The 23,543-nt window shown below is 72.2% G+C and carries 22 protein-coding genes; 16 read left to right on the plus strand and 6 right to left on the minus strand.

Annotated elements, in window-relative coordinates; genetic code table 11:
• Positions 1-225 precede the first annotated feature (225 nt).
• Positions 226-1,290, plus strand: coding sequence for a glycoside hydrolase family 5 protein (locus LQ326_RS09425; RefSeq protein ID WP_234534568.1), 1,065 nt, complete (start codon positions 226-228; stop codon positions 1,288-1,290).
• Positions 1,291-1,568: 278 nt separating this feature from the next.
• Here the strand turns inward: LQ326_RS09425 and LQ326_RS09430 are convergent, their stop codons facing one another.
• Genes LQ326_RS09430 through paaI form a run of 3 tightly spaced genes read right to left on the minus strand, consistent with a single transcriptional unit; the run spans position 1,569 to position 3,871 of the window.
• On the minus strand, positions 1,569-2,054 hold the full coding sequence (locus LQ326_RS09430; protein ID WP_234534570.1) for a GNAT family N-acetyltransferase: 486 nt from the start codon (positions 2,052-2,054) through the stop codon (positions 1,569-1,571).
• 42 nt (positions 2,055-2,096) lie between these two features.
• Positions 2,097-3,443: a phenylacetate--CoA ligase PaaK gene (paaK, locus tag LQ326_RS09435; RefSeq protein ID WP_234534572.1), complete on the minus strand. Its 1,347-nt coding sequence runs from the start codon at positions 3,441-3,443 to the stop codon at positions 2,097-2,099.
• Positions 3,440-3,871, minus strand: coding sequence for a hydroxyphenylacetyl-CoA thioesterase PaaI (gene paaI, locus LQ326_RS09440; protein ID WP_234534574.1), 432 nt, complete (start codon positions 3,869-3,871; stop codon positions 3,440-3,442). Before paaI ends, paaK begins: the two co-directional genes overlap by 4 nt.
• A gap of 204 nt (positions 3,872-4,075) precedes the next feature.
• On the opposite strand from paaI, the gene LQ326_RS09445 reads away from it, so the two are divergent.
• The 8 genes from LQ326_RS09445 (at position 4,076) to paaE (ending at position 10,892) form a co-directional block, all read left to right on the plus strand.
• Entirely contained in the window at positions 4,076-5,296 is a 1,221-nt protein-coding gene (locus tag LQ326_RS09445) for a thiolase family protein (RefSeq protein ID WP_234534576.1), read from the plus strand.
• On the plus strand, positions 5,293-6,186 hold the full coding sequence (locus tag LQ326_RS09450; RefSeq protein WP_234534578.1) for an enoyl-CoA hydratase/isomerase family protein: 894 nt from the start codon (positions 5,293-5,295) through the stop codon (positions 6,184-6,186). Before LQ326_RS09445 ends, LQ326_RS09450 begins: the two co-directional genes overlap by 4 nt.
• Complete coding sequence (locus LQ326_RS09455) at positions 6,183-7,034, plus strand: 3-hydroxyacyl-CoA dehydrogenase family protein (RefSeq protein WP_234534580.1); 852 nt, start codon at positions 6,183-6,185, stop codon at positions 7,032-7,034. Before LQ326_RS09450 ends, LQ326_RS09455 begins: the two co-directional genes overlap by 4 nt.
• Positions 7,035-7,172: 138 nt before the next feature.
• Positions 7,173-8,144, plus strand: a complete 972-nt coding sequence (gene paaA / locus LQ326_RS09460) for a 1,2-phenylacetyl-CoA epoxidase subunit PaaA (RefSeq protein ID WP_234534583.1) — start codon at positions 7,173-7,175, stop codon at positions 8,142-8,144.
• A complete protein-coding gene (gene paaB, locus LQ326_RS09465) occupies positions 8,141-8,431 on the plus strand; it encodes a 1,2-phenylacetyl-CoA epoxidase subunit PaaB (protein WP_234534585.1) in 291 nt (96 codons plus the stop codon). The genes paaA and paaB overlap by 4 nt, the downstream gene beginning before the upstream one ends.
• Before the next feature lie 9 nt (positions 8,432-8,440).
• Positions 8,441-9,271, plus strand: a complete 831-nt coding sequence (paaC, locus tag LQ326_RS09470; RefSeq protein ID WP_234534588.1) for a 1,2-phenylacetyl-CoA epoxidase subunit PaaC — start codon at positions 8,441-8,443, stop codon at positions 9,269-9,271.
• Positions 9,265-9,780: a 1,2-phenylacetyl-CoA epoxidase subunit PaaD gene (gene paaD, locus LQ326_RS09475; RefSeq protein WP_234534590.1), complete on the plus strand. Its 516-nt coding sequence runs from the start codon at positions 9,265-9,267 to the stop codon at positions 9,778-9,780. Before paaC ends, paaD begins: the two co-directional genes overlap by 7 nt.
• Positions 9,780-10,892 carry a 1,2-phenylacetyl-CoA epoxidase subunit PaaE gene (paaE, locus tag LQ326_RS09480; protein WP_234534592.1) on the plus strand — a complete coding sequence of 371 codons (1,113 nt, stop codon included), beginning with the start codon at positions 9,780-9,782 and terminating at the stop codon, positions 10,890-10,892. The genes paaD and paaE overlap by 1 nt, the downstream gene beginning before the upstream one ends.
• Positions 10,893-11,202: 310 nt before the next feature.
• Here paaE and LQ326_RS09485 read toward each other — a convergent pair whose 3' ends face one another.
• Together LQ326_RS09485 and LQ326_RS09490 are read right to left on the minus strand one after the other, a co-directional pair.
• On the minus strand, positions 11,203-11,943 hold the full coding sequence (locus LQ326_RS09485; RefSeq protein WP_234534594.1) for a PDC sensor domain-containing protein: 741 nt from the start codon (positions 11,941-11,943) through the stop codon (positions 11,203-11,205).
• Between the two features lie 44 nt (positions 11,944-11,987).
• Positions 11,988-12,737 (minus strand): FadR/GntR family transcriptional regulator, encoded by a 750-nt coding sequence (locus LQ326_RS09490; protein WP_234534596.1) that lies wholly within the window; start codon positions 12,735-12,737, stop codon positions 11,988-11,990.
• Between the two features lie 200 nt (positions 12,738-12,937).
• On the opposite strand from LQ326_RS09490, the gene LQ326_RS09495 reads away from it, so the two are divergent.
• The 3 genes from LQ326_RS09495 to LQ326_RS09505 all read left to right on the plus strand — a co-directional run bounded on the left by LQ326_RS09495 (position 12,938) and on the right by LQ326_RS09505 (position 17,812).
• Positions 12,938-14,455, plus strand: coding sequence for an APC family permease (locus tag LQ326_RS09495; protein ID WP_234534598.1), 1,518 nt, complete (start codon positions 12,938-12,940; stop codon positions 14,453-14,455).
• An 80-nt stretch (positions 14,456-14,535) separates the two neighbouring features.
• A complete protein-coding gene (locus LQ326_RS09500) occupies positions 14,536-16,011 on the plus strand; it encodes an aldehyde dehydrogenase family protein (RefSeq protein ID WP_234534599.1) in 1,476 nt (491 codons plus the stop codon).
• Positions 16,012-16,261: 250 nt separating this feature from the next.
• A complete protein-coding gene (locus LQ326_RS09505) occupies positions 16,262-17,812 on the plus strand; it encodes a PucR family transcriptional regulator (protein ID WP_234534600.1) in 1,551 nt (516 codons plus the stop codon).
• A 7-nt stretch (positions 17,813-17,819) separates the two neighbouring features.
• On the opposite strand, the gene gabT is transcribed toward LQ326_RS09505, so the two are convergent.
• Complete coding sequence (gene gabT, locus LQ326_RS09510) at positions 17,820-19,196, minus strand: 4-aminobutyrate--2-oxoglutarate transaminase (RefSeq protein WP_234534603.1); 1,377 nt, start codon at positions 19,194-19,196, stop codon at positions 17,820-17,822.
• Between the two features lie 206 nt (positions 19,197-19,402).
• Here gabT and LQ326_RS09515 point away from each other — a divergent pair, with 206 nt between their 5' ends.
• Genes LQ326_RS09515 through LQ326_RS09530 form a run of 4 tightly spaced genes read left to right on the plus strand, consistent with a single transcriptional unit; the run spans position 19,403 to position 23,522 of the window.
• The gene (locus LQ326_RS09515; RefSeq protein WP_234534605.1) at positions 19,403-20,908 is read left to right on the plus strand and encodes an aldehyde dehydrogenase family protein; all 1,506 of its coding nucleotides are present in this window, start codon (positions 19,403-19,405) and stop codon (positions 20,906-20,908) included.
• Positions 20,905-22,053: a CaiB/BaiF CoA transferase family protein gene (locus LQ326_RS09520; RefSeq protein WP_234534606.1), complete on the plus strand. Its 1,149-nt coding sequence runs from the start codon at positions 20,905-20,907 to the stop codon at positions 22,051-22,053. The genes LQ326_RS09515 and LQ326_RS09520 overlap by 4 nt, the downstream gene beginning before the upstream one ends.
• A gap of 52 nt (positions 22,054-22,105) precedes the next feature.
• The gene (locus tag LQ326_RS09525; protein ID WP_234534608.1) at positions 22,106-23,284 is read left to right on the plus strand and encodes an acyl-CoA dehydrogenase family protein; all 1,179 of its coding nucleotides are present in this window, start codon (positions 22,106-22,108) and stop codon (positions 23,282-23,284) included.
• 1 nt (position 23,285) lies between these two features.
• Entirely contained in the window at positions 23,286-23,522 is a 237-nt protein-coding gene (locus tag LQ326_RS09530) for a glycerate kinase (protein ID WP_372496795.1), read from the plus strand.
• Positions 23,523-23,543 lie beyond the last annotated feature (21 nt).

Raw genomic sequence — 23,543 nt, forward strand, 5'->3', positions numbered from 1 at the left:
GGGAAGTCGGGACCGGGAATCTTGACGGCCGCAGGAGCGGGTGCCACGATTCCGACGCTTTCGAGTTTACGTAAACATCGTCAGGTGACCAGCCCGGACGGAGATCCCGTCCACCACGTCGCGCGGAGGATGTTCACGTAAACACGTCTGCCTGATGTTTACGTGAACACGTTCCCTGGGATCCGATCCCCGCGCCGAGCCGCCGTCTTCCGAAAGGGCACGTCGATGCGCAAGACCCCCGCCAGAACCCGTATCACCCCCCGCACCCGCGCCGTCCTCGCGGCGGTCGCGATCGCCGCGGTCGGCGCCACCACCCTCACCGGCGGCCCCGCGGCCGCCTCCGCCGCCGCGCCGGACCACGGCACCAGCCAGTTCAAGGGCGTCAACTGGGCCGACCCGCGCGACAACTACGCCGACGACCCCGTGGTCCTCTCCGGCCTGTCGCTCTCCGACAGCTACGCCCGGACCTACGCCAAGGCCACCCGCGTGATCGCGGCCTTCCGCGCCAACCTCGGGGCCAACACCGTACGGCTGCCCATCAACCCGTACACGGTGGGCGGCTCGTACTGGAAGTCGTACCGCGGGGTCATCGACGCGGCCTCGGCGCAGGGCTTCAAGGTGATCGTCTCCTACTGGGAGGGCACCGGCGCCAACAAGGACGGCTTCATCGACGACGAGGCCACCTACTGGCCCATGTGGGACACCGTGGTGAAGGCCTACCGGCACGACCCCCACGTCTACTTCGAGCCGATGAACGAACCGCACGGCTACACCGACGCCGAATGGGCCGACCTGGCGGCGAAGTGGCTGGCGGCCTACCCGTCCGTCCCGCACGACCGCGTCTTCGTCAGCGGTGCCGGCTACAACGACCACGTCACCACCGTCTGCGCCGACCCGCGCCTGAAGGGCACCTACCTCTCCCTGCACCACTACGGCTTCTGGAAGAGCTACGCCAGCTACGACCAGTGGGTGGCCGACCTCAAGGAGCGGCTCGGGGACTGCGCCGGCCGTACGGTCGCCGACGAGTTCGGCGCTCCGATGACCACGGGCCTCGACTACGACAAGCCCGCTCCCGACGACAACTCCGTCAACTTCATCCAGGCCGACACCGACATGTTCCGCAAGCTCGGCATGGGTTCGGTGTACTGGCCGGGCCTGCGCACCGACGACACTTACTCCATCCAGAAGCTGATCGGCGACGCGTCGCGCCCCTGGCTGGCCACCACCAACCAGTCCGGCGCCGACCGCCTCGCCTGGGCCTGGGGCCGCGGCAGGCCGGTGGCCGGCTGACCGGCCCGACGGCGGCCGCGGCGCCCACCGGCGCCGCGGCCGTCCCGCCCGGTGCCGTTGCCTCGCATCGAGCCGTGCCCGCCCAGGGCTCTCGGGCCGGGCCGGATCCCGGCGTTGCCCGCCGCCCGCGACGCCGCCACGGAGCCCACCCGCGGCCGGCGGCGCCGGCGTCGGATCGGCTCTGCAGGACCGTGCGGGCCGAAGGGCGTCGCGCCGCCCGTCGCCGACCGCTCACCCGGCCCCTCGCGAAGCCCCGACCAAGCCGCCCGCACCCTCGGTCAGGGCCGGAGCCGGCGCAGATACGTCAGCCCCGGTCGGCCCGAGAGCCGCGTCTCACCGGTCACGGTGAACCCGGTCCGGGCCAGGACGGCCCGGGAGGCGGCGTTGTCGAGGGTGGCGGCGGCCCGCAGGGCGGTCAGTCCGTAGGAGTCGACGGCACGCCGGCACACCTCCCGCACGGCCGAGGTGGCCAGCCCCTGCCCGGCGGCCCGCTCCGCGATCCGGTACCCCAGGTCGGCGGCGCCGTCCGCGACGTCCACCAGATTGACCCGCCCCAGCACCGCGCCCGCGGGGTCGACCAGCACATGGAAATAGCAGATCCCGGCTTCCTGCTCGGCCAGCAGCGCCCGGAGCCGTTCGTCGAACCGGGCGAAGTAGTCGTCGCCGCGATCGGGGATGGAGGCCGCGAAATAGGCGCGGTTCTCCTCCTCGAAGACGAGCAGTGCCGGGGAGTGGTCGAGGCTGAGCAACTGGAGCTCGGGCATGACGACGACAGTAGGCACCCCGGCCCGGTGTCCGCCACGGAGTCAGGCCTGCCGCAGGTCCTTGACGCGGCGGAGTTTGCCGAGCGAGCGCTCCAGTGTCTCCGGGTCGACGACGGCGACCTCCACGGTGACGCCGACGCCGTCCTTGATGCCCTGGGTGATGGCCTTGGCGGCTGCCGCACGGTCGGCCGACGCGGCGTCGTGGCGTGCCTCCACCCGGACCGTCATGTGGTCCATCCGTCCGCGCCGGCTGATCTGGATCTGGAAGTGCGGGGCCACCCCGGGCGTCCGCAGCACGATCTCCTCCACCTGGCTGGGGAAGACATTGACCCCGCGAAGGATGATCATGTCGTCGCACCGGCCGGTGATCTTCTCGATCCGGCGGAAGCCGGGACGCGCCGTACCGGGCAGCAGCCGCGTCAGGTCCCGGGTGCGGTAGCGGATGACGGGCAGCGCCTCCTTCGTGAGCGAGGTGAAGACCAGCTCGCCGCTCTCGCCCCCGGCCAGTACCTCGTCGGTCAGCGGATCCACGACCTCAGGGTAGAAGTGGTCCTCCCAGACGTGCAGGCCGTCCTTGGTCTCCACGCACTCCTGCGCCACCCCGGGGCCGATGACCTCGGACAGCCCGTAGATGTCGACCGCGTGGATGTCCAGGCGCTCCTCGATCTCGCGGCGCATCTCCTCCGTCCACGGCTCCGCGCCGAAGATGCCGACCTTCAGGGAGGTGGAGCGCGGGTCGACGCCCTGGCGCTCGAACTCGTCGAGCAGGGTGAGCATGTAGGAGGGGGTGACCATGATGATCTCGGGCCGGAAGTCCTGGATGATCTGCACCTGACGGGCGGTCATGCCGCCGGAGGCGGGGATCACGGTGCAGCCGGCGCGTTCGGCGCCGTAGTGAGCGCCCAGGCCACCGGTGAACAGGCCGTAGCCGTAGGAGATATGGACCTTGTGTCCCGGGCGGCCGCCGGCCGCCCGGATGGAACGGGCGACGACGTCCGCCCACATCGACAGGTCGTTCTCGGTGTAGCCGACGACGGTGGGGCGGCCGGTGGTGCCGCTGGAGGCGTGCACGCGCCGCACCTCGGACATCGGCACGGCGAACATGCCGAAGGGGTAGGTGTCCCGCAGGTCCGCCTTGGTCGTGAAGGGGAACCGGGCGAGGTCCGCGAGGGTGTGGCAGTCCTCGGGACGCACACCGGCCGCGTCGAACTTCTCGCGGTACAGCTTCACGTTGTCGTACGCGTGCCGCAACGTCGTGCGCAGCCTGGTGAGCTGAAGCGCCCGGACCTCCTCGCGGGACATCCGCTCGGCCTCGTCCAGCAGTGTCTCGGGAAGCGGCTCTCCCCGGCGGGTGCTCCTGGGGTCGGGCGCGGTCACTTCGCTGCTCATCGCGGCTCCTCATTCTGTGTGCGCAGGGTGCGACTGCGGCCGCGGAACTCCGCGATCACCTCGTCGCCGCGCACGACACTCACGTCGTAGACACCGCTGCGGCCGAACCGGACCCGCTCCCGAGCGGTGGCGACCAGCACGTCGCCCTCGTACGCGGGCGCGATGAAGTCGATGTCGGCGCCCGCGGCGACCGTCACCGGCCCGTGGCTGTTGCAGGCGCAGGCGAACGCGGTGTCGGCGAGCAGGAACACGTGCCCGCCGTGGGCGATGCGGTGTCCGTTGACCTGTGCGGCGGTCACGGTCATCCGCAGCACAGCCGTCCCCTCGCCGTGCTCCAGCAACTCGATCCCCAGCCGCCGGGACGCCTCGTCCGCGGCGAACATCGTCTCGACGGGGCCAGGCGCGGTACCGGGTACCTGGGGGGTCATCTCCACCACCTTGTGAACCGACCGAACATTCGGTTAGCGTGCGGCGAGGTCAAGTAATCCAGCAACACACCTGCATGTCAAGAGGTGCACAGCGGGCCGCGGAGGTGCCCGGCGGCCCCTGTCCGACGCCGCCTTCGCCGGCGACCGCGCCGCCGCCCCGCGGCGAGGGCGACCCGTCCACCCCGAAGCCGAGGAGACCGCCTGATGCCCGACGTCTATCTGATCGACGGGGCCCGTACCCCGCAGGGCCGCCACCGCGGCGCCCTGGCCGCCGTACGGCCCGACGACCTCGCCGCCCTCGTCGTGGGCGAGGCCGTCCGGCGCTCCGGCGCCCCGCGTGAAGCCGTGGACGAGGTCGTCCTCGGAGCCGCCAACCAGGCGGGCGAGGACAACCGGGACGTGGCCCGGATGGCGGTGCTGCTCGCCGGACTGCCGCACACCGTGCCCGGCTACACCGTCAACCGGCTCTGCGCCTCGGGCCTGACGGCCGTGGCCTCGGCGGCCCAGACGATCCGCGCCGGTGAGGCGGACCTCGTGGTCGCCGGGGGAGTCGAGTCCATGACCAGGGCGCCCTGGGTGATGGAGAAGCCCGGCACCCCGTGGGCCAAGCCGGGACAGGTGCACGACACCGCCCTGGGGTGGCGGTTCACCAACCCGCGTTTCACCGCCGCCGACCGCGCCGTGTCCGGGGACGCCGGACCCGAGGCGGTCAGGGTCACGCTGTCCATGGGCGAGACCGCGGAGGAGGTCGCCGCCCTCGACGGCATCACCCGTGCCGACTCCGACGCCTTCGCGCTGCGCAGCCACCAGCGGGCCGTGGCCGCCCAGGAGGCGGGCCGCTTCGACCGCGAGATCGTGCCGGTACCGGTGCGCGACGGCGCGGTCACCCGGGACGAGGGCCCCCGCCCCTCGACCACCCTGGAGAAGCTGGGCTCCCTGCGCACCGTCTTCCGCGCGGACGGCGTCGTCACGGCGGGCTCCTCCTCACCGCTGTCCGACGGCGCGGCCGCCCTGGTGGTCGCCAGTGCCGACGCGGTCGAGCGCTACGGCCTCACCCCGCGGGCCCGGATCGTCGCCTCGGCCTCCGCCGGCGTGCAGCCCAACCTCATGGGGCTCGGCCCGGTCCCCGCCACCCAGAAGGCCCTGGCCCGCGCGGGCTGGCAGGCCGCCGACCTGGACGCCGTGGAGCTCAACGAGGCGTTCGCCGCCCAGGCGCTCGCGGTGATCCGCCGCCTCAAGCTGGACGAGGACAAGGTCAACGCCGACGGCGGCGCCATCGCCCTCGGCCATCCGCTCGGCTGCTCCGGCGCCCGCATCCTGCTCACCCTGCTCGGCCGCCTCGAACGCGAGAACGGCCGCCGCGGCCTGGCCACCCTCTGTGTCGGCGTGGGCCAGGGCGTCGCACTCCTCGTGGAGCGGGTGTGAGCACGTCGTACGACACCCTCCTGGTCGAGGAGCGCGCCGACCGGCTCGTCGTGACCCTCCACCGGCCCGAGGCCCGCAACGCCATCAGCGGCCGGATGATCAGCGAACTGCACCAGGTCTGCGAGCGGCTGGAGCGGGATCCCAGGCTGCTCCTCCTGACCGGACACGGCGGGGTCTTCGCGGGCGGCGCCGACATCGCCGAACTGCTGGAACGCGGCCGTGACGAGGCGCTGAAGGGCATCAACAGCCGCCTGTTCGACCGCGTCCGGCGGCTGCCCATGCCCACCCTGGCCGCCGTCGAGGGCTGGGCCCTGGGCGGCGGGGCCGAGCTGGCGTACGCCTGCGACCTGCGGATCGCCGGCCCCGGTGCCGTCTTCGGCAATCCCGAGCCCGGCCTCGGCATCCTCGCGGCGGCCGGCGCCTGCTGGCGGCTGCCCGAGCTGGTCGGGGAGTCGGTCGCCAAGCAGATCCTGCTCGCCGGCCGTACCCTCGACGCGCCGGCCGCGCTCGCCGCCGGCCTGGTCATCGACGTCGTGCCCGCCGGGGAACTGCTGACGGCGGCCCACGCGCTGCTCGACCGGATGACCCGCTCCTCGGCCACCGCCCTGCGGCTGACGAAACTGGTCGTCGACTCGCCCGGCGCCCACCCCCTCGCCGACGACCTGGCACAGGCCGTGCTCTTCGAGGGGCAGGACAAGAAGGACCGCATGACACGTTTCCTGCAGAAGCGCGCGTCTGAGAGCACGTCGACGAACACCTCGAAGACCGACTCGAAGGACGCATGCAAGGACGCATCGAAGAACGCATCGAAGAACGCATCGAAGAACGCATCGAAGACCGCGTCCGGGGACGCGGCGAAGAACCCGGAGCAGGAGAGGAGCCCCGTATGACGTCGGCACCCAGGACCGTCGCGGTCATCGGCGGCGGCCGCATGGGCGCGGGGATCGCCCAGTCCTTCGCCACCGCGGGCTCGGCCGTCACCGTCGTGGAGAGCGGGGCGGAGGCCGCCGCCGCGGCGCTGGAGCGGATCACGGGCAGCCTCCGCCGGGCCGCGGACCGGGGCCGGCTGGCCGAGGCCGCGGACCAGGTGGCCGGCCGGGTGACCGCCGTACCCGCCATGGCGGCGCTGCCCGCGGAGGCCGAGCTGGTCGTGGAGGCCGTGCCCGAGGACGCGGCGCTCAAGGCCGGTGTCCTGAAGGCCGCCGAAGACGCCGTGGGCGGCGCCGCCGTCCTGGCCACCAACACCAGCTCCCTGTCGGTGACCGACCTCGCCGCCGTCCTTCGGCGCCCGGACCGATTCCTCGGGATGCACTTCTTCAACCCGGTGCCCGCCTCCGCGCTCGTCGAGATCGTCGTCGCCCCCGGCACCGCCCCGCACACCGTCGAGGCAGCCCTGGAGTGGACCAGGGCGCTCGGCAAGCAGGACGTCGTCGTCAAGGACTCGCCCGGCTTCGCCAGCAGCCGGCTCGGGCTGGCGCTGGGACTGGAGGCGATCCGCATGGTCGAGGAGGGCGTCGCCGCGCCCGAGGCCATCGACGACGCCATGCGGCTCGGCTACAAGCACCCCATGGGCCCGCTGCGCCTGACCGACCTGGTGGGGCTCGACGTACGGCTCGCCATCGCCGAGCACCTGCACGCGACCCTGGGCGACCGCTTCGCACCGCCGCGGCTGCTGCGCGACAAGGTGGCCCGCGGCGAACTCGGGCACAAGACGGGACAGGGCTTTTACACCTGGTGACCGCGGCGGCCCGCGGCAGGTCGCTTCGGCGCACGCCGGCCGCGCCGCTCGCCGCGCTGATCGGCGCAGCCCTTGCCAGACCGGGGAGTGCGCACCTTATGATGAACCGAACGAATGGTCGGTTGGGAGTTGGTGGAGATGACTGAAGCGGCCGGAAGGGACGCCGGACCCGATCTGGAGTCCCATTTCGAGGCGACGATCTCGCATGACCAGCGGATCGAGCCGCGCGACTGGATGCCGGAGGGCTACCGCAGCACGCTGATCCGGCAGATCGCCCAGCACGCGCACTCGGAGATCATCGGCATGCAGCCGGAGGGCGAGTGGATCACGAAGGCGCCGTCGCTGCGCCGCAAGGCGATCCTGTTCGCCAAGGTCCAGGACGAGGCGGGCCACGGCCTGTACCTGTACTCGGCCGCCGAGACCCTGGGCGCCGACCGCGCGGACCTCACCGAGCGCCTCATCGAAGGCCGCCAGAAGTACTCGTCGATCTTCAACTACCCGACGCTCAGCTACGCGGACGTCGGCGTCATCGGCTGGTTCGTCGACGGCGCGGCCATCTGCAACCAGGTGCCGCTGTGCCGCAGCTCGTACGGCCCCTACGCCCGCGCCATGGTGCGGATCTGCAAGGAGGAGTCCTTCCACCAGCGGCAGGGCTACGAACTGCTGATGACCATGATGCGCGGCACCGACGCCCAGCGTGAGATGGTCCAGGACGCGGTGAACCGCTGGTGGTGGCCCTCCCTGATGATGTTCGGCCCGCCCGACGACGACTCGCCCAACTCCGCCCGGTCGATGGCCTGGAAGATCAAGCGGCACAGCAACGACGAACTGCGCCGGCGCTTCGTCGACATGACCGTGCCGCAGGCGGCCAGGCTCGGCGTGACCCTGCCCGATCCCGAGCTGCGCTGGAACGAGGAGCGCGGCCACCACGACTTCGGCACCCCCGACTTCACCGAGCTGAAGGAAGTCATCAGCGGCAACGGCCCGTGCAACGCGCAGCGCATCGAGCGCCGGCGCGCCGCGCACGAGGAAGGTGCCTGGGTGCGTGCGGCCGCCGGCGCCCACGCCGCCAAGCAGGCCGCCCGAGCCCGCGAGGAGGCAGTGGCATGAGCGACTCCGGGAACTGGCCCCTGTACGAGATCTTCGTCCGGGGCAAGCGCGGCCTCAACCACGTCCACGTCGGCTCCCTGCACGCCGCCGACGACCAGATGGCCCTCACCCACGCCCGCGACCTGTACACCCGGCGCAACGAGGGTGTCAGCATCTGGGCCGTGCGCTCCGAGCACATCGCCGCCTCCACCCGGGACGAGAAGGACCCCTTCTTCGCCCCCAGCGCCGACAAGGTCTACCGGCACCCGACCTTCTACGACATCCCCGACGATGTCCCGCACATCTAGGAGCCGGCGATGAGCGAAGACCACGTCTACCTGAGCCTGGCCGACGGCCACGACGACGGTGACGCCCGCTGGGCGTTCGGCACCGGCTTCGAGGACCCGCTGCACGGCGTCGACACCGCCGTGCCCGACACCGTCGACGCCGCCGGACTGGCCGCCCGCTGCCTGGCGCTCGGCGACGACGCCCTGGTGCTGGCGCAGCGGCTCGCCGAATGGGTCACCCGCGCTCCGGAACTGGAGGAGGAGATGGCGCTGGCCAACATCGGGCTCGACCTGCTCGGCCAGACCCGCCTGCTGTACGCGCGCTGCGGCCAGACCGACGGCACCGGCCGCACGGAGGACGCCTACGCCTACTTCCGGGACGCCGCCGACTTCCGCAACGTACGCCTCGTCGAACTCCCCAACGGCGACTTCGCCTTCTCCGTCCTCAGGCTGCTGGTGTTCGCCTGCTGGCGGCTCGCCCACTTCACCGAACTGGCCTCCGCCCCCGACCCGGTGCTCGCGGCGATCGCCGCCAAGGGCGTGAAGGAGCTCACCTACCACCGGCAGTACGCCGCCGAGTGGGTCGTACGCCTGGGCGACGGCACGCAGGAGTCGCATGCGCGGATGCTGGCGGCCCTGGAGGCGCAGGCCCCCTACTGGGAGGAGCTGTTCGCCGCCCACGACGCGCGCGACAAGGTGCTGGCGGACCTCCACCAGGTCCTCGAAGCGGCCGGACTTCCCATGCCGAGCGTCCCGCCGCTGCCCGGTCAGGGCCGGGACGGCGAGCACACCGGCCATCTCGCCCCGCTGCTGGCCGAGTTGCAGAGCGTGGCCCGCGCCCACCCGGAGGCGACATGGTGACCGTCCTGACCGACGTCCGGCGGGCCCGGCACATCGCCGAACAGGTGCCCGACCCGGAACTTCCCATGCTCACCCTCGCCGACCTCGGTGTGCTGCGGGACGTCACCGTCGACCCGGACGGGACCGTGGTCGCGGACCTCACGCCCACGTACTCGGGCTGCCCCGCCATGGCCGAGATGCGGGCGGGGGTCGCCGCCCGGCTGCGGGACGCCGGCTTCGGCCGCGTGCGGATCCGCACGGTCCTCGACCCGCCGTGGACGAGCGACTGGATCACCCCCGAAGGACGCCGCAAGCTCGCCGAACACGGCATCGCGCCACCCGGTCCCGCGCCGCGGCGCGCCGCGGGTCCCGTTCCGCTGGAGCTGTCGCCGACCCGGCGCACCGTTCCCTGTCCCCGCTGCGGATCGGCCGCCACCGAGGAGACCTCCCGGTTCGCGGCCACCTCCTGCAAGGCGCTGTGGCGGTGCCTCAGCTGCCAGGAGCCGTTCGAGTACGTCAAGGAGATCTGATGGCAGAGCTGACGGCACCGGCCGCCGGTGCCCCCGCGACGACAGCACGCCGGCGCCGCCCAGCCTTCCATCCCCTGCGGGTCGCCGCGGTCCGGCCGCTGTGCGAGGACGCCGTGGCGGTCACCTTCGACATCCCCGCGGACCTGGCGCAGGAGTTCGCCTTCGGTCCCGGTCAGTCGCTCACCCTCCGCCGTCAGATCGACGGACGCGACGAGCGGCGCTCCTACTCGATCTGCTCGCCGGCCGGTGCCCCGCCCCGCATCGGCGTCCGCGAGGTGCCCGGCGGATTCTTCTCCTCCTGGCTGGTCCACGAGGTCCGGCCGGGCGACACCGTCGAGGTGATGGCCCCCACCGGAGCCTTCACCCCCGACCTCGGTGTCCCCGGCCACCATGTGCTCGTCGCGGCCGGCTCGGGCATCACCCCCATGATGTCCATCGCCGAGTCGGTCCTGGCCGCCGACGACCGCTCGAAGGTGACCCTGTTCTACGGCAACCGCCGCACCGACACCGTGATGTTCGCCGACGAGCTGGCCGATCTGAAGGACGAGTACCGCACCCGCTTCCACCTCGCCCACGTCCTCTCCCGCGAACCCCGCGAGGCCGAACTCCTCTCCGGCCGCCTCGACGGCGACCGCCTCGGCGCGCTCGTCGCGGGCCTGGTCGACATCGCGGGCGCCGACCACTGGTGGCTGTGCGGCCCGCACGGCATGGTCCTCGACGCGCAGAAGGTGCTCGCGGAGCTGGGCGTCCCCGCCGGGCGGATCCACCAGGAGCTCTTCTTCGCCGACGAGCCGATCGAACCCCTCCGGCACGAGGAGGCGGCGGTGACCGGCCCGGTCAGCGAGGTCACCGTCACCCTGGACGGCCGCTCCACCACCGCACTGCTCCCGCGTGAGCGCACCCTCCTCGACTCCGCCTCCCGCCTCCGCCCCGACCTCCCCTTCGCCTGCAAGGGAGGCGTGTGCGGGACCTGCCGGGCGCGCATCACGGCCGGCGAGGCCGACATGCGCCGCAACTACGCCCTGGAGCCCGCCGAGGTGGACGCCGGCTACGTGCTGACCTGCCAGTCCTACCCGGTCTCCGAGTCGTTGACCGTCGACTACGACAGCTGACCGGCCCCGGGGTGCCGCCCGCCGGGCACGGAATTCCGTCGTGCTCCGCGCGGGCGAGCCGCTGACCTTCGCTGGGCGCAGCCGGACGGCCGGCCGTGAAGGGAACCGGTCATGGGGACCGGCAGACCGGGTCTGCCGCTCGACCGGTTCGACGGGCTGGGCGGCGTCGGCGGAAGGACGTCCGGGCGCTGCCGTGGGCCGGGCAGGGCGATCTCGATGCGAGGGCGCCGGATGTCCGGACCAGGTCAGCTGGAGTCCCTGCCGCTTCTCCTGTACCGGTCATGAGCTTGACCTCGCGTGCCGTGCGGCCTCACTCGACGGCGGAGGGCGGTACGCGGATCACGCTCCAGTCGACTTCCGGGGCCCGCACTGCGGCCCTTTCGACGCCGGCCGTACGGACCAGCAGCTCTCGGGCGATCTCCCCGACGGCCCACGTGGGCGTGTTCGCGGCCAGGACGCGGCCCTCGGCGGTGATCACCACCGCTTCACCGCCCAGGTGCTTGAGCGAGGGGGCCACGAGCTGCTCGAAGGCGGCCACCGGGACGTCGGCCCCGACGACGCCGAAGAACTCACCGTGCACGATCAACGGCCGGGTGAACGTCAGGATGTAGAGGCCGGCACAGTGCAGATCGACGTACGGTCCCATGACCGTGCCGTGGCCCTCGTCGCGCGGGATCACGAACCACGGCTTGACGGTGTAGTCGTAGAAGCTCTCACTGCGCGGATCCAGGTTGAGCCGCAAGGGGCGGGGGTCCCCTTCCCCGGTCCGCTGCCACCACTCGAGGTGGAAGACGGCGTCGTCGAGAGCGTCGGGTGCCATGACCACACCGGTGCCGTTGAACATCTCGCCCCGCTCACGCAGCAGCGCCTTGAGCGTCGGCCGCAGGGCGGCGAGATCGTTCGTCCCGGGGTGCCTACCGCGCCGGCCGCCGGTGCTCAGGCGCGTTCGCGCCTCGTCCTCCAGGACATCCAGCGCCGAGAAGACGGCATCCACCGCTTCGCGGACGGATCTGCTGCACTGGACGATGCCGGTGGATGGGGTGCTGGTCATCACTGTGCTCCGGGAAGGAGGGAGGCGCGGCGAGCGCCACCGGATCAGGCATCGGTCAACCGCAGATGTGTTCGTACCAGATGACGGGCGCCGGCGACCGTGTGCTCCTCGGCGAGGCGGCGCGCGGCCGTGGCGTCCCCGGCCGCGATGGCCACCAGGATCTCGTGATGCTGGTCGGCGAAGGCCGACGCGTCGGGGCCGTCGCCCACCGGCAGCCACAGCAGGGGTCCGAGTTCGGCCTGCAGCCGTACCTCCAGCCGGGTCAGCCGGACGGACTGCGCGGCGATGGCCACCTCGATGTGGAAGCGGGCGTCGGCCTTGCGCCGTTCGGCGGGAGACTCGGCCTTCCGCAGGGCCGTGATCAGCCGGTCCAGGCTCCGTGCCAGGTCGGAGGGTGCGCGTTCGGCGGCGAAGCGCGCCGCGGTCCCCGAGACGGCGAACTGCTCGTCGCCGAGGTCGCGCAGTTCGGCGATGCCGAGTTCCTTCAGCCGGGCCTGATGGATCCTGGCCAGGCCCTCTTCCGGGTCCCTGATGAAGCTGCCGCCGTTGCGTCCGCGCCGGGTCTCGACGAGTCCCTGTTCGCGCAGAATGGCCAGGGCCTCGCGGACGGTGCCGTTGGCGACACCGAGCTGGCAGGCGAGGTCACTCTCGCTGGGGAGCTGTTCCCCGTCCGCCATGAGCCCGATGGTGACCGCTTCGGAGATCCGGCGGACCACCATGTCCGCCCGTCCGGAGTCGCTCAAGGGCGCGAAGGCGGCGCTCATCACCGGCGAGCGGCCTTCCACTGCCGCCACGGCCCCTCCTCGAAGGTTGCGCATCCGTTCACGAGAGCTCGTCGTCAGGCTACCAGTCAAACCGTTGTCCTTTGAACTTCAATGTAGTAGGTTTTCGCGCACTTGAGACGCCGGACAGCACCGGCCCTCGTCCGCCTTCCCCTCGGCCCGGTCCCGCCGACACCCCTCGCAGCAGCGTGTTTCCACCAAGGAGCCCGTCGATGAACGACGCCCCGCCGTCCCCGCCGCCCCCCTCAGACGCCGACGCCCAGCGCCTCGCCGCCCTCGGCTACGAGTCCGAGTTCAAGCGCGACATGAGCCTGTGGGCCAACTTCTCCCTCGGATTCACCTACCTCTCGCCCGTCGTCGGGGTGTACACCCTGTTCGCGGCCTCCCTGATGGCGGGCGGACCGCCGATGATCTGGGCGTTCGTGATCGCGGGTGTCGGCCAGCTGCTGGTCGCGCTGGTCTTCAGCGAGGTCGTCGCCCAGTTCCCGGTGGCGGGCGGGGTCTACCCGTGGGCCCGCCGGCTGTGGGGCCGCAAGTGGGGGTGGATGACGGGCTGGATCTACCTCCTGGCGCTGCTGTCCACCATCGCGGCGGTCGCCTACGGCGCCGGACCGTACGTGGCCGCGGTGTTCGGCTTCGCCTCCAGCACCACGACGACGATCCTGTGCGCCCTCGCGCTCCTGCTGCTCGCCACGGTCATCAACTTCGGCGGTACGAAGGTGCTGTCCGCCGTCGCGGTGTTCGGCTTCGTGGCCGAGATCATCGGGGCCGTCGTGGTGGGTGCCTGGCTGCTGATCGCCAACCGCCACCACGGACTGGGCGTGCTCTTCCACGGCTACGGGTCCCAGGGGGACCACTCGTACCTGTACGCCTTCGCCGCCGCGTCGCTCATCGGCGTCTTCCAGTACTACGGCTTCGAGGCCTGCGGTGACGTCGCCGAAGAGGTACCCAACCCCGGCCGGCGCATCCCCACCTCCATGCGGCGCACCATCTACATCGGCGGCGCCGCCGCGACAGCGGTGTGTCTCGCCCTCATCCTCTCCGTCAGCGACTTCGGCGCGGTGATCTCCGGCAAGGACGCCGACCCCGTGACCACCGTGCTCACCGACGCCTTCGGCAGCGGCGGCGCCCGCGTCGTCCTGGTGGTCGTCCTGCTCTCCTTCATCTCCTGCGCGATGAGCCTGCAGGCCGCCGCCAGCCGCCTGACCTACTCCTTCGCCCGCGACCGGATGATCGCCGGCAGCCGGCTCCTTTCGGCCTTCTCGGAGCGGCTGCGCGTGCCGCCGTACGCCCTGCTGCTCGCGGCGGTCCTTCCCGGGCTGCTCATCGTGGGTTCCGCGTACTCCGCCGACGCCCTGGTGAAGATCATCTCCTTCTCCACGCTCGGCATCTACGTGGCCTTCCAGATGGTGGTCCTCGCCTCGCTGCGGGCGCGGCTGCGCGGCTGGCGGCCGTCCGGCGAGTACCGGCTGGAGCGCTGGGGTCTGCCGGTCACGATCGGCGCTCTCGTCTACGGCGTCGTCGCGCTCGTCAACATCTGCTGGCCGCGCACGCCCGGCACGCCCTGGTACGACAACTACATCGTGCTGGTCAGCGGCGTCGTCGTGGTGGGAGTGGGCGCCCTGTACATGGCCCTGGCCAAGCCGTACGAACGCGGCGACGCCCCGGCCGGCGACGCGCTGACCACGGCGGCCCCGCGTGAGTCGTCCTCGTCGCCCGCCTCCGTCTGAGCCGCGTCGACCCCCGCAGTCCGCTTCTCGTACGTCCGCCGCGCCCCGTGCGACGGTGACATCCAAAGGTGGAGACCAGCATGCCCACAACCCTGCCCACGAAGGCACTCGTCGACGGATCCTGGCTGGACGGCGGCGCCGGCACCTTCCCCGTGCACTCGCCGCAGTCCGGTGAGCTCCTCGCCGAGGTCACCCGGTGCGACGCCGACGACGTGGAACGTGCCGTCGCCGCCGCCCGCCGGGCCCAGCCCCAGTGGGCCGCCACGCCCCTCATCGAGCGGGTCAAGATCATGCGCCGGGTGCACGCGCTGTTCGCCGAGCGGGCCGAGGACGTCGCCCGCACGCTGACCCTGGAGATCGGCAAGACCGTCGCCGAGGCCCGCGAGGAGGTCATCGAGTACGCGGCGCCGGCCTGGCAGAAGGCCGGCGAGGAGGTCCTGCGGCACCGGGGGCTGTCGTTCCCCTCCACCCAGGAGCAGACGAACAACAAGCGGCTGGTCATGAACCACCGCCCGCTCGGCGTCGTCGGCGTGATCACCCCGTACAACTTCCCCACCGACATCTCCTCGATCGCGCTCGCGCACATCGTCGCCGCCGGCAACACCGCCGTCTGGAAGCCCTCGGAGTTCGCTCCGATCAGCTGCAACCAGGTGGCGGAGATCTTCACCGAGGCGGGACTGCCCGACGGGGTCATCAACGTCGTGCACGGGTTCGGCGACGTCGGCGCGGCCCTCGTCGACCACCCGGGCGTGGACGGTCTGTTCTTCACCGGCTCCACCGCCACCGGTGAGCGCATCGCACGTGCCGCGGCCCTGCGTCCGCACCTCCTCGAACTCGGCGGCGACGGGCCCTTCATCATCCTCCCCGACGCGGACATCGACGCCGCCGTGGAGGCGGCCGTCAACGGCTGCTTCTACTTCGCGGGCCAGGTCTGCACCTCGGCGGAGCGGCTCCTGGTCCACGAGGCCGTGCACGACGAGTTCGTCACCAAGCTGACCGCACGCGCCGCCGGACTGCGCATCGGAGACCCGGCGTCGGAGGAGACCGACATGGGACCGGTGCGCAACGAGGCCGGCCTGCGGCGCATCGCCGAGCATGTTCAGGACGCCCGCGACCGGGGCGCCGACATCGTCCAGTTCGGCAAGGAGGAGGGCCTGTTCTTCCCGGCGACCATCCTCACCGGCGTCACCCCCGACATGCGCATCGCCCAGGAGGAGACCTTCGGTCCGGTCGCCCCCGTCATCAAGGTCTCCTCGGTGCAGGAGGCCGTCGAGATCGCCAACTCCAGCGACCTCGGCCTGATCGCGTCGCTGTGGACCCGGGACCTCGCCACCGCCTGGCGGGTCGGGGAGACCCTGCAGCACGGCACCGTCAACATCAACGAGACCAGCAACTACTGGGACCAGCTGGCCCCCTTCGGCGGCACCGGCAAGAGCGGTGTCGGCCGTGAGCTCTCCGGCTGGTTCCTCGACACCTTCACCGAGTCCAAGCTGCTCGTCTTCGAGCTCGGAGACAGCGAACTGCGCTACGACCGCCGCGCGGAAGGGGGTTGGTGACCACGCGGAAGCCGCGTCTTACGGGCGTTCTCGCCGCCACCGCCTGCGCGGCCGGCGACGCCCTGGCGTGTCTACGACATCCGAGGCGCCCGGGCCGGCGGCGACCAGGGCGCCTGCGTCCGGACCGAGGCCGGCCGCGCGAGGCGCGCGGGCGGATGCGGCCGCACGCCCTCGACGCCAGGGCGAACGCCTACGGCTTCCCGGTCCTCGTGGAGCACCGAGAAAATACATCCACTCTTGGAGGTCATGGATGGTGAGTGCGGTGGGTGTGCCGCTCCGCTGGCTGACGCGACAGCAGGACCTGAGGCTGAGAGTCCTGGCGGGCCGAGGCAGCCTGGACCGGGACGTGGTCTGGGCACACAGCATCGAACTCACCGACCCCGCACGGTGGTTGAACGGTGGTGAGCTCGTGCTCACCACCGGGCTCCGGCTGGCGCCGGATCCGGCGGCCTGCCAGGACTACGTCGCCCGGCTCACGAAGGCCCAAGCGACGGCGATCGGCTTCGGGATCGGTCTGTCGCACGAGCAGGTGCCCGAACCGCTCGTCGAAGCGGCCGAGGAGGCCGGGCTGCCGCTGCTGGAGGTGCCGCTGCCCACGCCGTTCCTGGCCGTGACCAAGGCGGTGATGGAACGCCTGGCCCAGCTGCAGTACGAGGGCCTCGCCCAGGCTTCGCGCATCCAGCCGCGGATGACCCGGGCCGCACTGCACGGCGGGGCCCAGGCCGTGGTGCGGGAACTGGCCGTCTCCACCCGCACGTCCGTCGTCCTGCTGGACCACGAGGGCCGGGCGCGCGCGGCCCATCCGCCCGGTGCCGGAGCGGCGGACGGCGGCCGGGGGACAGCACTGGCCGCGGCGGAGCGGGCGACGGCCGCGGCCGACTGCGACCAGGACGGAGTGACGGCCGTGCAGCAGGTCCGCGTGGGGCCACGGGTGCACGGCCGCCTGCTCCTGATGGCCGACCGCACCCTGACACCGGTCGACCATCTTCTGCTCGGGCACGCGGCGTCGCTGGTCGCCCTGGAGGCGGAGAAGCCGCTGCGGCTGCGCGATGAGCAGAACCATGTCAACGGCCTGTTCCTGCGCCTGCTGCTGGACGGGGCCGTCTCCGCCGCTGCCGGCCGGGAGTATCTGGCCGAGGGGGGATTTCCCGTCCGCGACGGCATCCGGGTCCTGGCGTTGCGCGGCGGCAGCCCCCGCCTGGCCCTCGAAGCCGTCGGGACGGAACTCGCCGAGCGCGGACTGCCCCTGTTCGGCCGGGTGTACGACAGTTGTGCCGCGGTACTGCTGCCCGCCGGGCACGCGGCCACGGCGCAGACGGTCGTGGACGGCGCGCGGGCCCGGCTCCGGCCGCGGCTGTCGGCCGGACTGAGCGCCCCGCACGATCTGGACGACGGGGCCGCGGCCTTGGCGGAAGCCCGCAACGCCGCGTCGGTGGCCCGGACGCGGGGCGGCGGGGAGGTGGTGTCCTTCGAGTCGCTGGCCGGCCGGCTGCTGGCCGCCCTGCCGGAGACGAGACGGGTCCTCGCGACGCTGGCCGAGACGCGGCTCACGCCTCTCGCCGCACACGACACCGCGCACGGCACCGACCTTCTCGCGTCCCTGCGCGCCTTCCTGGAGCACAACGGCGGATGGGAGGCGGCCGCCGCGGCGCTCGGCGTGCACCGGCACACTCTGCGCAGCCGCATGGAACGCGTGCGCGGTGTGCTGGGTGCGGATCTCGACTCGGCCCATGTGCGCGCCGAACTGCTGATGGCGCTGTCCGCCTGGGAGGAGCCCGGCGACATCGGCCGCCGCGACTGACGGGCCATCAGGCGGGCGGGGCGACTTCCGCGGCGACGGCGTCCCCGAGCACGGACAGTCCCTCCCGCAGCAGGGCGTCGGGGATCGACAGGGGCGGCAGGAACCGCAGGACGTTGCCGTAGCTGCCGGCGGTCAGGACGAGCAGCCCGTTCTCGTGGCAGCGCCTCGCGACGCGGGCCGCGAGATCGGGGGCGGGCACCCGGTCGCCCGTCGGCTCGACGAGTTCGATCGCGATCATCGCGCCCCGGCCGCGCACCTCGCCGATCTCCGGGTGCCGGTCGCCGAGTCCGGCGAGGGCTTCGAGCATGGTGTCGCCGATCTCCCGGGCACGCTCCAGCAGACCGTGGGTCTCGATCTCCTCGAAGACACCGAGCGCCGCCTCGCAGGCCACCGGGTTTCCGCTGAAGGTCCCGCCCAGACCGCCGGCCGGTACCGCGTCCATCAGCTCGGCGCGACCCGTGACCGCGCCCAGCGGCAGTCCGCCCGCGAGCCCCTTGGCCGTGGTGATCAGATCGGGCAGGATCCCCTCGTGCTCGCAGGCGAACATCCGGCCGGTGCGGGCGATGCCGGCCTGGATCTCGTCGACGATCAGCAGGATGCCCCGGGCCCGGCAGATGCCGGCGACGCTGTCCAGGAACCCCGGGGCCGGAACGACGAAGCCGCCCTCGCCCTGGATCGGCTCCACCAGCACGGCGGCCACGTTCTCCGTGCCCACCTGCCTGTCCAGCAGGTCCGCGAGGGCGTACGCGGCCTCCTCGGCGCACCGGTCCGGGCCGGTGGGCCAGCGGTACGGGTAGGCCATCGGGGCCCGGTGGACCTCGGACGGGAAGGGGCCGAAGCCCTGCTTGTAGGGCCTGTTCTTGGCGGTGAGGCCCATGGTGAGCAGCGTGCGGCCGTGGAAGGCGTGGTCGAAGACGACGATCCCGGGCCGGCCGGTGGCGGCACGGGCGATCTTGACGGCGTTCTCCACGGCCTCCGCCCCGGAGTTGACCAGGATCGTGCGCTTCTCGCCGGGGACGGGTGCCAGCTCGTTCAGCTTCTCGCACACGTCGAGATAGGACGCGTACGGGTTGACCAGGAAGCACGTGTGGGTGAACCGGCGCAACTGCGCCGCCGCGCGCTCCGCCACCGCCGGGGCGGAGTTGCCCACCGTGGTCACCGCGATGCCGCTGCCGAAGTCGATGAAGGAGTTGCCGTCCGCGTCGACGATCACCCCGCCGCCGGCCGCGTCGACGAACACGGGCAGGCTCGCGCCGACTCCGGCCGGCACCAGCCGGCGCTGGCGGGCCAGCAGTTCACGGGAGCGTGGGCCGGGGATCTCACTCACGACCCGCCGGACCTGTGCGAGATCGGGACCGCCGACCGGCCGGGAAGCACCGGACATGAATCGTCCTCCGGGGTGTGCAGGGATGGGAACGCCGAGCCAAGCACCACCGCCGGCCCACGGCCATGGACGGATCGGCGCGCTGTTCCCCTGCGGTGCTGGACATCTCGTCGAGTGCGCCGCCGTGCCGCCGGTGCCCAGAATGACCACCTCACGAGCCCCGACCGCCCACGGCGGCGGGTACGGACCGCAGGAAAGGAAGGCCCATGCCACAGAGTGCGGGCGCGAGCGCGACGACAGGTGGACTCTCCCGGTCCCCGCGGACCCTGCGCCACCTGGTCGCGGGGCAGTGGCGGTCCGGTGACGGCGACGAGTTCCTCGACGTCAGCCCGGCACGCCCGCACGAGACCGTGGCCGTGGGGCGCCTCGCCCAGGACCACGACCTGGACCAGGCCGTCACCGCCGCCCGGGACGCCTTCCCCCGATGGGCGGCCACCCCGCCCCACGCGCGCGGCCGGGTCCTGGACCGGGCCGCCGACGTCCTCGACGCGCACGCCGAGGACTGGGGCACCGAACTGTCCTGGGAGGAAGGCAAGACCCGGGCCGAGGGCGTCGGCGAAGTACGGCGTGCCGCGGAGATCCTGCGCTACTACGCGAGCGAGGCGTCGCGCCCCGTCGGCGAGGTGTTCGCCTCACCGCGCCCCGGCGAGCAGATCCACGTGACGCACCGGCCGGTGGGCGTCGTCGCCGTGGTGACCCCTTTCAACTTCCCCGTCGCGATACCCGCCTGGAAGATCGCTCCCGCGCTCGGGTACGGCAACACCGTGGTGTGGAAGCCGGCCGGCCTCGTCCCGCTCCTGGCCGTACGGCTGGCCGAGGCGCTGGTCGAGGCGGGGCTGCCGGAAGGCGTCCTGTCCCTGCTGCTCGGGAACGGGGCCCTGGGCGGTCGCCTCGTCGGACATCCCGGCGTGGACGCGGTGACCTTCACCGGCTCGACCTCCGTCGGCCGGAGCCTGATCGCCGCGTGCGGCAGGCTGGCCCGCCCCGTCCAGACCGAGATGGGCGGCAAGAACGCGGCCGTCGTCCTGGCCGACGCCGATCTGGAACTGGCGGCCGGCGAGGTACTGGCCGGAGCCTTCCGCTCCGCCGGCCAGAAGTGCACCGCGACCTCCCGGCTCGTCGTCCAGGAACCGGTCGCCGACAAGTTCCTCACCCTGCTGACCGAGCGTGTCTCGGCCCTGCGTGTCGGCGACCCGCTCGCGGAGGGCACGGAGATGGGGCCACTGGTCTCGCCCCAGGCCCGGGACGAGATCCACCAGGCGGTGGCCGACGGCGTCGCCCGCCCCGGCACGGACCTCCTGACCGGCGGGCGGACCTACGACGACGACCGCATGGCGGGCGCGTACCTGCAGCCGACCGTGGTCGAACTCGCGGGGGAGGACCCGCTGTGGCGCGAGGAACTGTTCGGCCCCGTGCTGTCCGTGCGCCGGGCCCGCGATCTGGACGAGGCGCTCGCGCTCGCCGAGGACAGCGAGTTCGGGCTCTCCGCGGCCGTCTTCACCGACGACCTGCGCGCTGTGACCGCCGCCACCGAGCGGCTCGACGTCGGCGTGCTCCACATCAACTCCGAGACGGCGGGCGCCGATCCGCACGTGCCCTTCGGAGGATCGAAGCAGAGCGGGTACGGCCCCAAGGAACAGGGCCGCGCGGCGCGGGAGTTCTTCACCCGGACCAGGACGGTGTACGTACGGGCGTCGGGAGCGGCCCGATGACGGGGGAGGGGCCCCTGTCCGGTGTGCTGGTGGCCGACTTCGGACGCGTCCTGGCCGCCCCGTACGCCACCATGCTGCTGGCCGACCTCGGCGCCGACGTGATCAAGGTCGAGCACCCGGTGAACGGAGACGACACCCGGGCCTGGGGACCGCCCTACGCCCAGGGCGAAGCCACCTACTACCTGTCCGTCAACCGGAACAAGCGCTCCCTCGGCCTCGACCTGCGCGACGAGCGTGATCTGCGCCGGGCGACGGAACTGGTACGCAGGGCCGACGTCCTCTTCGAGAACTTCCGGCCCGGCACCATGGACAGGTACGGCCTCGGCTACGACCGGGCCCGCGAACTCAATCCCGGGCTGGTCTACTGCTCGATCACCGGCTTCGGGGCGGGGGCGGGAGCCGCGCTGCCCGGCTACGACCTGCTGATCCAGGCCGTCGGCGGCCTGATGAGCGTCACCGGGCCGGCGCCCGGGGAACCCGTCAAAACAGGCGTGGCCCTGGTGGACGTCCTGACCGGACTGCACTCGGCGATCGGAGTCCTGGCCGCGTTGCGGCACCGCGAGACCTCCGGGGCCGGCCAGCACGTCCAGGTCGACCTCCTGTCCTGCCTGCTGTCCAGCATGGTCAACCAGGCAGGCGGCTACACCCTGGCCGGCCAGGTGCCCGGCATCCTCGGCAACCGCCACCCGTCGATCGCGCCGTACGAGACCTTCCCCGCGAAGGACCGCCCGCTGGTCATCGCCGTCGGCAACGACCGGCAGTTCGCCGCCCTGTGCCAGGGCCTGGACGCACCGGACCTGATCGACGATCCTCGCTTCGCCACCAACGCGGACCGGGTCGCACACGTCGACGAACTCGCCGCGCGGATCCGCGAGCCGCTGGCCAGGAGGACCGCGGCCGACTGGTTCGACCGCCTCACCCCGCTGGGTGTGCCCTGCGGCCCGGTCAACGACCTCGCGCAGGCCTTCGACCTCGCCGAAACACTCGGACTGGGCCCGCGCGCCGCGGTCCCCGGGCTGGACGGCGCCCCACTCCAGCTGGTGGCCAACCCGATCGGCCTGTCCCGCACACCGCCGCGCTACGAACGCCGACCGCCACGACTCGGCGAACACACCGAGGACCTCACGGCCTGGCTGGATTCCTGACACCGGTCACCGGCCCCGTCAAACGATCACCATCAACCCCCTGGAGCACACCATGAGCGGCGGCAAGCCGATGACGGACCCCCTCGACCTGCTCGACATCTCCTCCGTCCTCACCGAGGAGGAGCGCGAGATCCAGGCCACCGTCGCCAGGTTCCTCGCCGACCGGGTCCGCCCGCACATCGGCGAGTGGTTCGAGAACGCCCACTTCGCCCGGGAACTCGCCCCTGAACTCGGCAAGCTGGGGGTCCTCGGCATGCACCTGGAAGGCTACGGCTGCGCCGGCACCAACGCCGTCAGCTACGGCCTCGCCTGTCTGGAACTGGAGGCCGCCGACTCGGGCTTCCGCAGCTTCGTCTCCGTCCAGGGTTCGCTGTCCATGTTCTCCATCTGGAAGTGGGGCTCGGAGGAACAGAAGCAGGAATGGCTGCCCCGGCTCGCCGCCGGCGAGGCGATCGGCTGCTTCGGCCTGACCGAGCCCGACTTCGGCAGCAACCCGTCCGGGATGCGCACGAAGGCGGTCCGGGACGGCGACGACTGGATCCTCAACGGTTCCAAGATGTGGATCACCAACGGCGGCATCGCGGACGTGGCCACCGTCTGGGCGCAGACCGAGGACGGCGTCCGCGGGTTCCTCGTGCCGCGCGGCACGCCCGGCTTCACCACCCAGGACATCAAGCAGAAGATGTCCCTGCGTGCCTCCGTCACCTCGGAGCTGTACTTCGACGACGTACGGTTGCCCGAGTCCGCGCGGCTGCCGCACGCGCAGGGTCTGCGCGGCCCGCTGTCCTGCCTGAACGAGGCCCGCTTCGGCATCCTCTTCGGAGCCGTCGGAGCCGCCCGTGACTCGCTGCGGTCCGCGATCGAGTACGCCGACGCCCGCGTCCAGTTCGACCGGCCGATCAGCGCCTTCCAGCTCACCCAGAAGAAGCTTGCCGACATGAGCGTCTCCCTGGGCGGCGCCGCCCTCCTCGCCCTGCACCTGGGCCGTCTGAAGGACCAGGGCCGCATCCGCGCCGAACAGATCAGCGTCGGCAAGCTCAACAACGTCCGCGAGGCGATCGCCATCGCCCGTGAGTGCCGCACGATCCTGGGCGCCAACGGCATCTCCCTGGAGTACTCACCGCTGCGCCACGCCAACAACCTCGAGTCCGTCCTCACCTACGAGGGCACCAGCGAGATCCACACCCTGGTCATCGGCCAGGCCCTGACCGGCCAGTCCGCATACCGCTGACCTGCCACGGGCGCCCCGGCTCCGGACGTGCAGCGCGGCCCGCGCCGACGAGGCCGCCCGCGCCCTGGAACACGGGCTGCCGCAGACCGTCCCGCATGCCCGGGCCAGCCGGCTCGGGCTGGCGGACGGCGGTGAAGGGGCGTGGCCTGCGTGTGCGCGGGCCGCTTCAGCCACGAGGGCGAGCACGCAGGCCGCCGTCACCCCGGGCGGGGGAGCCGTCCCGGACGTTTTCGCGTGAAACGGTGACTCCGTCTGTTCG

Origin of the sequence: Streptomyces shenzhenensis, assembly GCF_021462265.1 — a bacterium.
In the GTDB taxonomy this organism is placed as follows: Bacteria; Actinomycetota; Actinomycetes; order Streptomycetales; family Streptomycetaceae; genus Streptomyces; species Streptomyces shenzhenensis.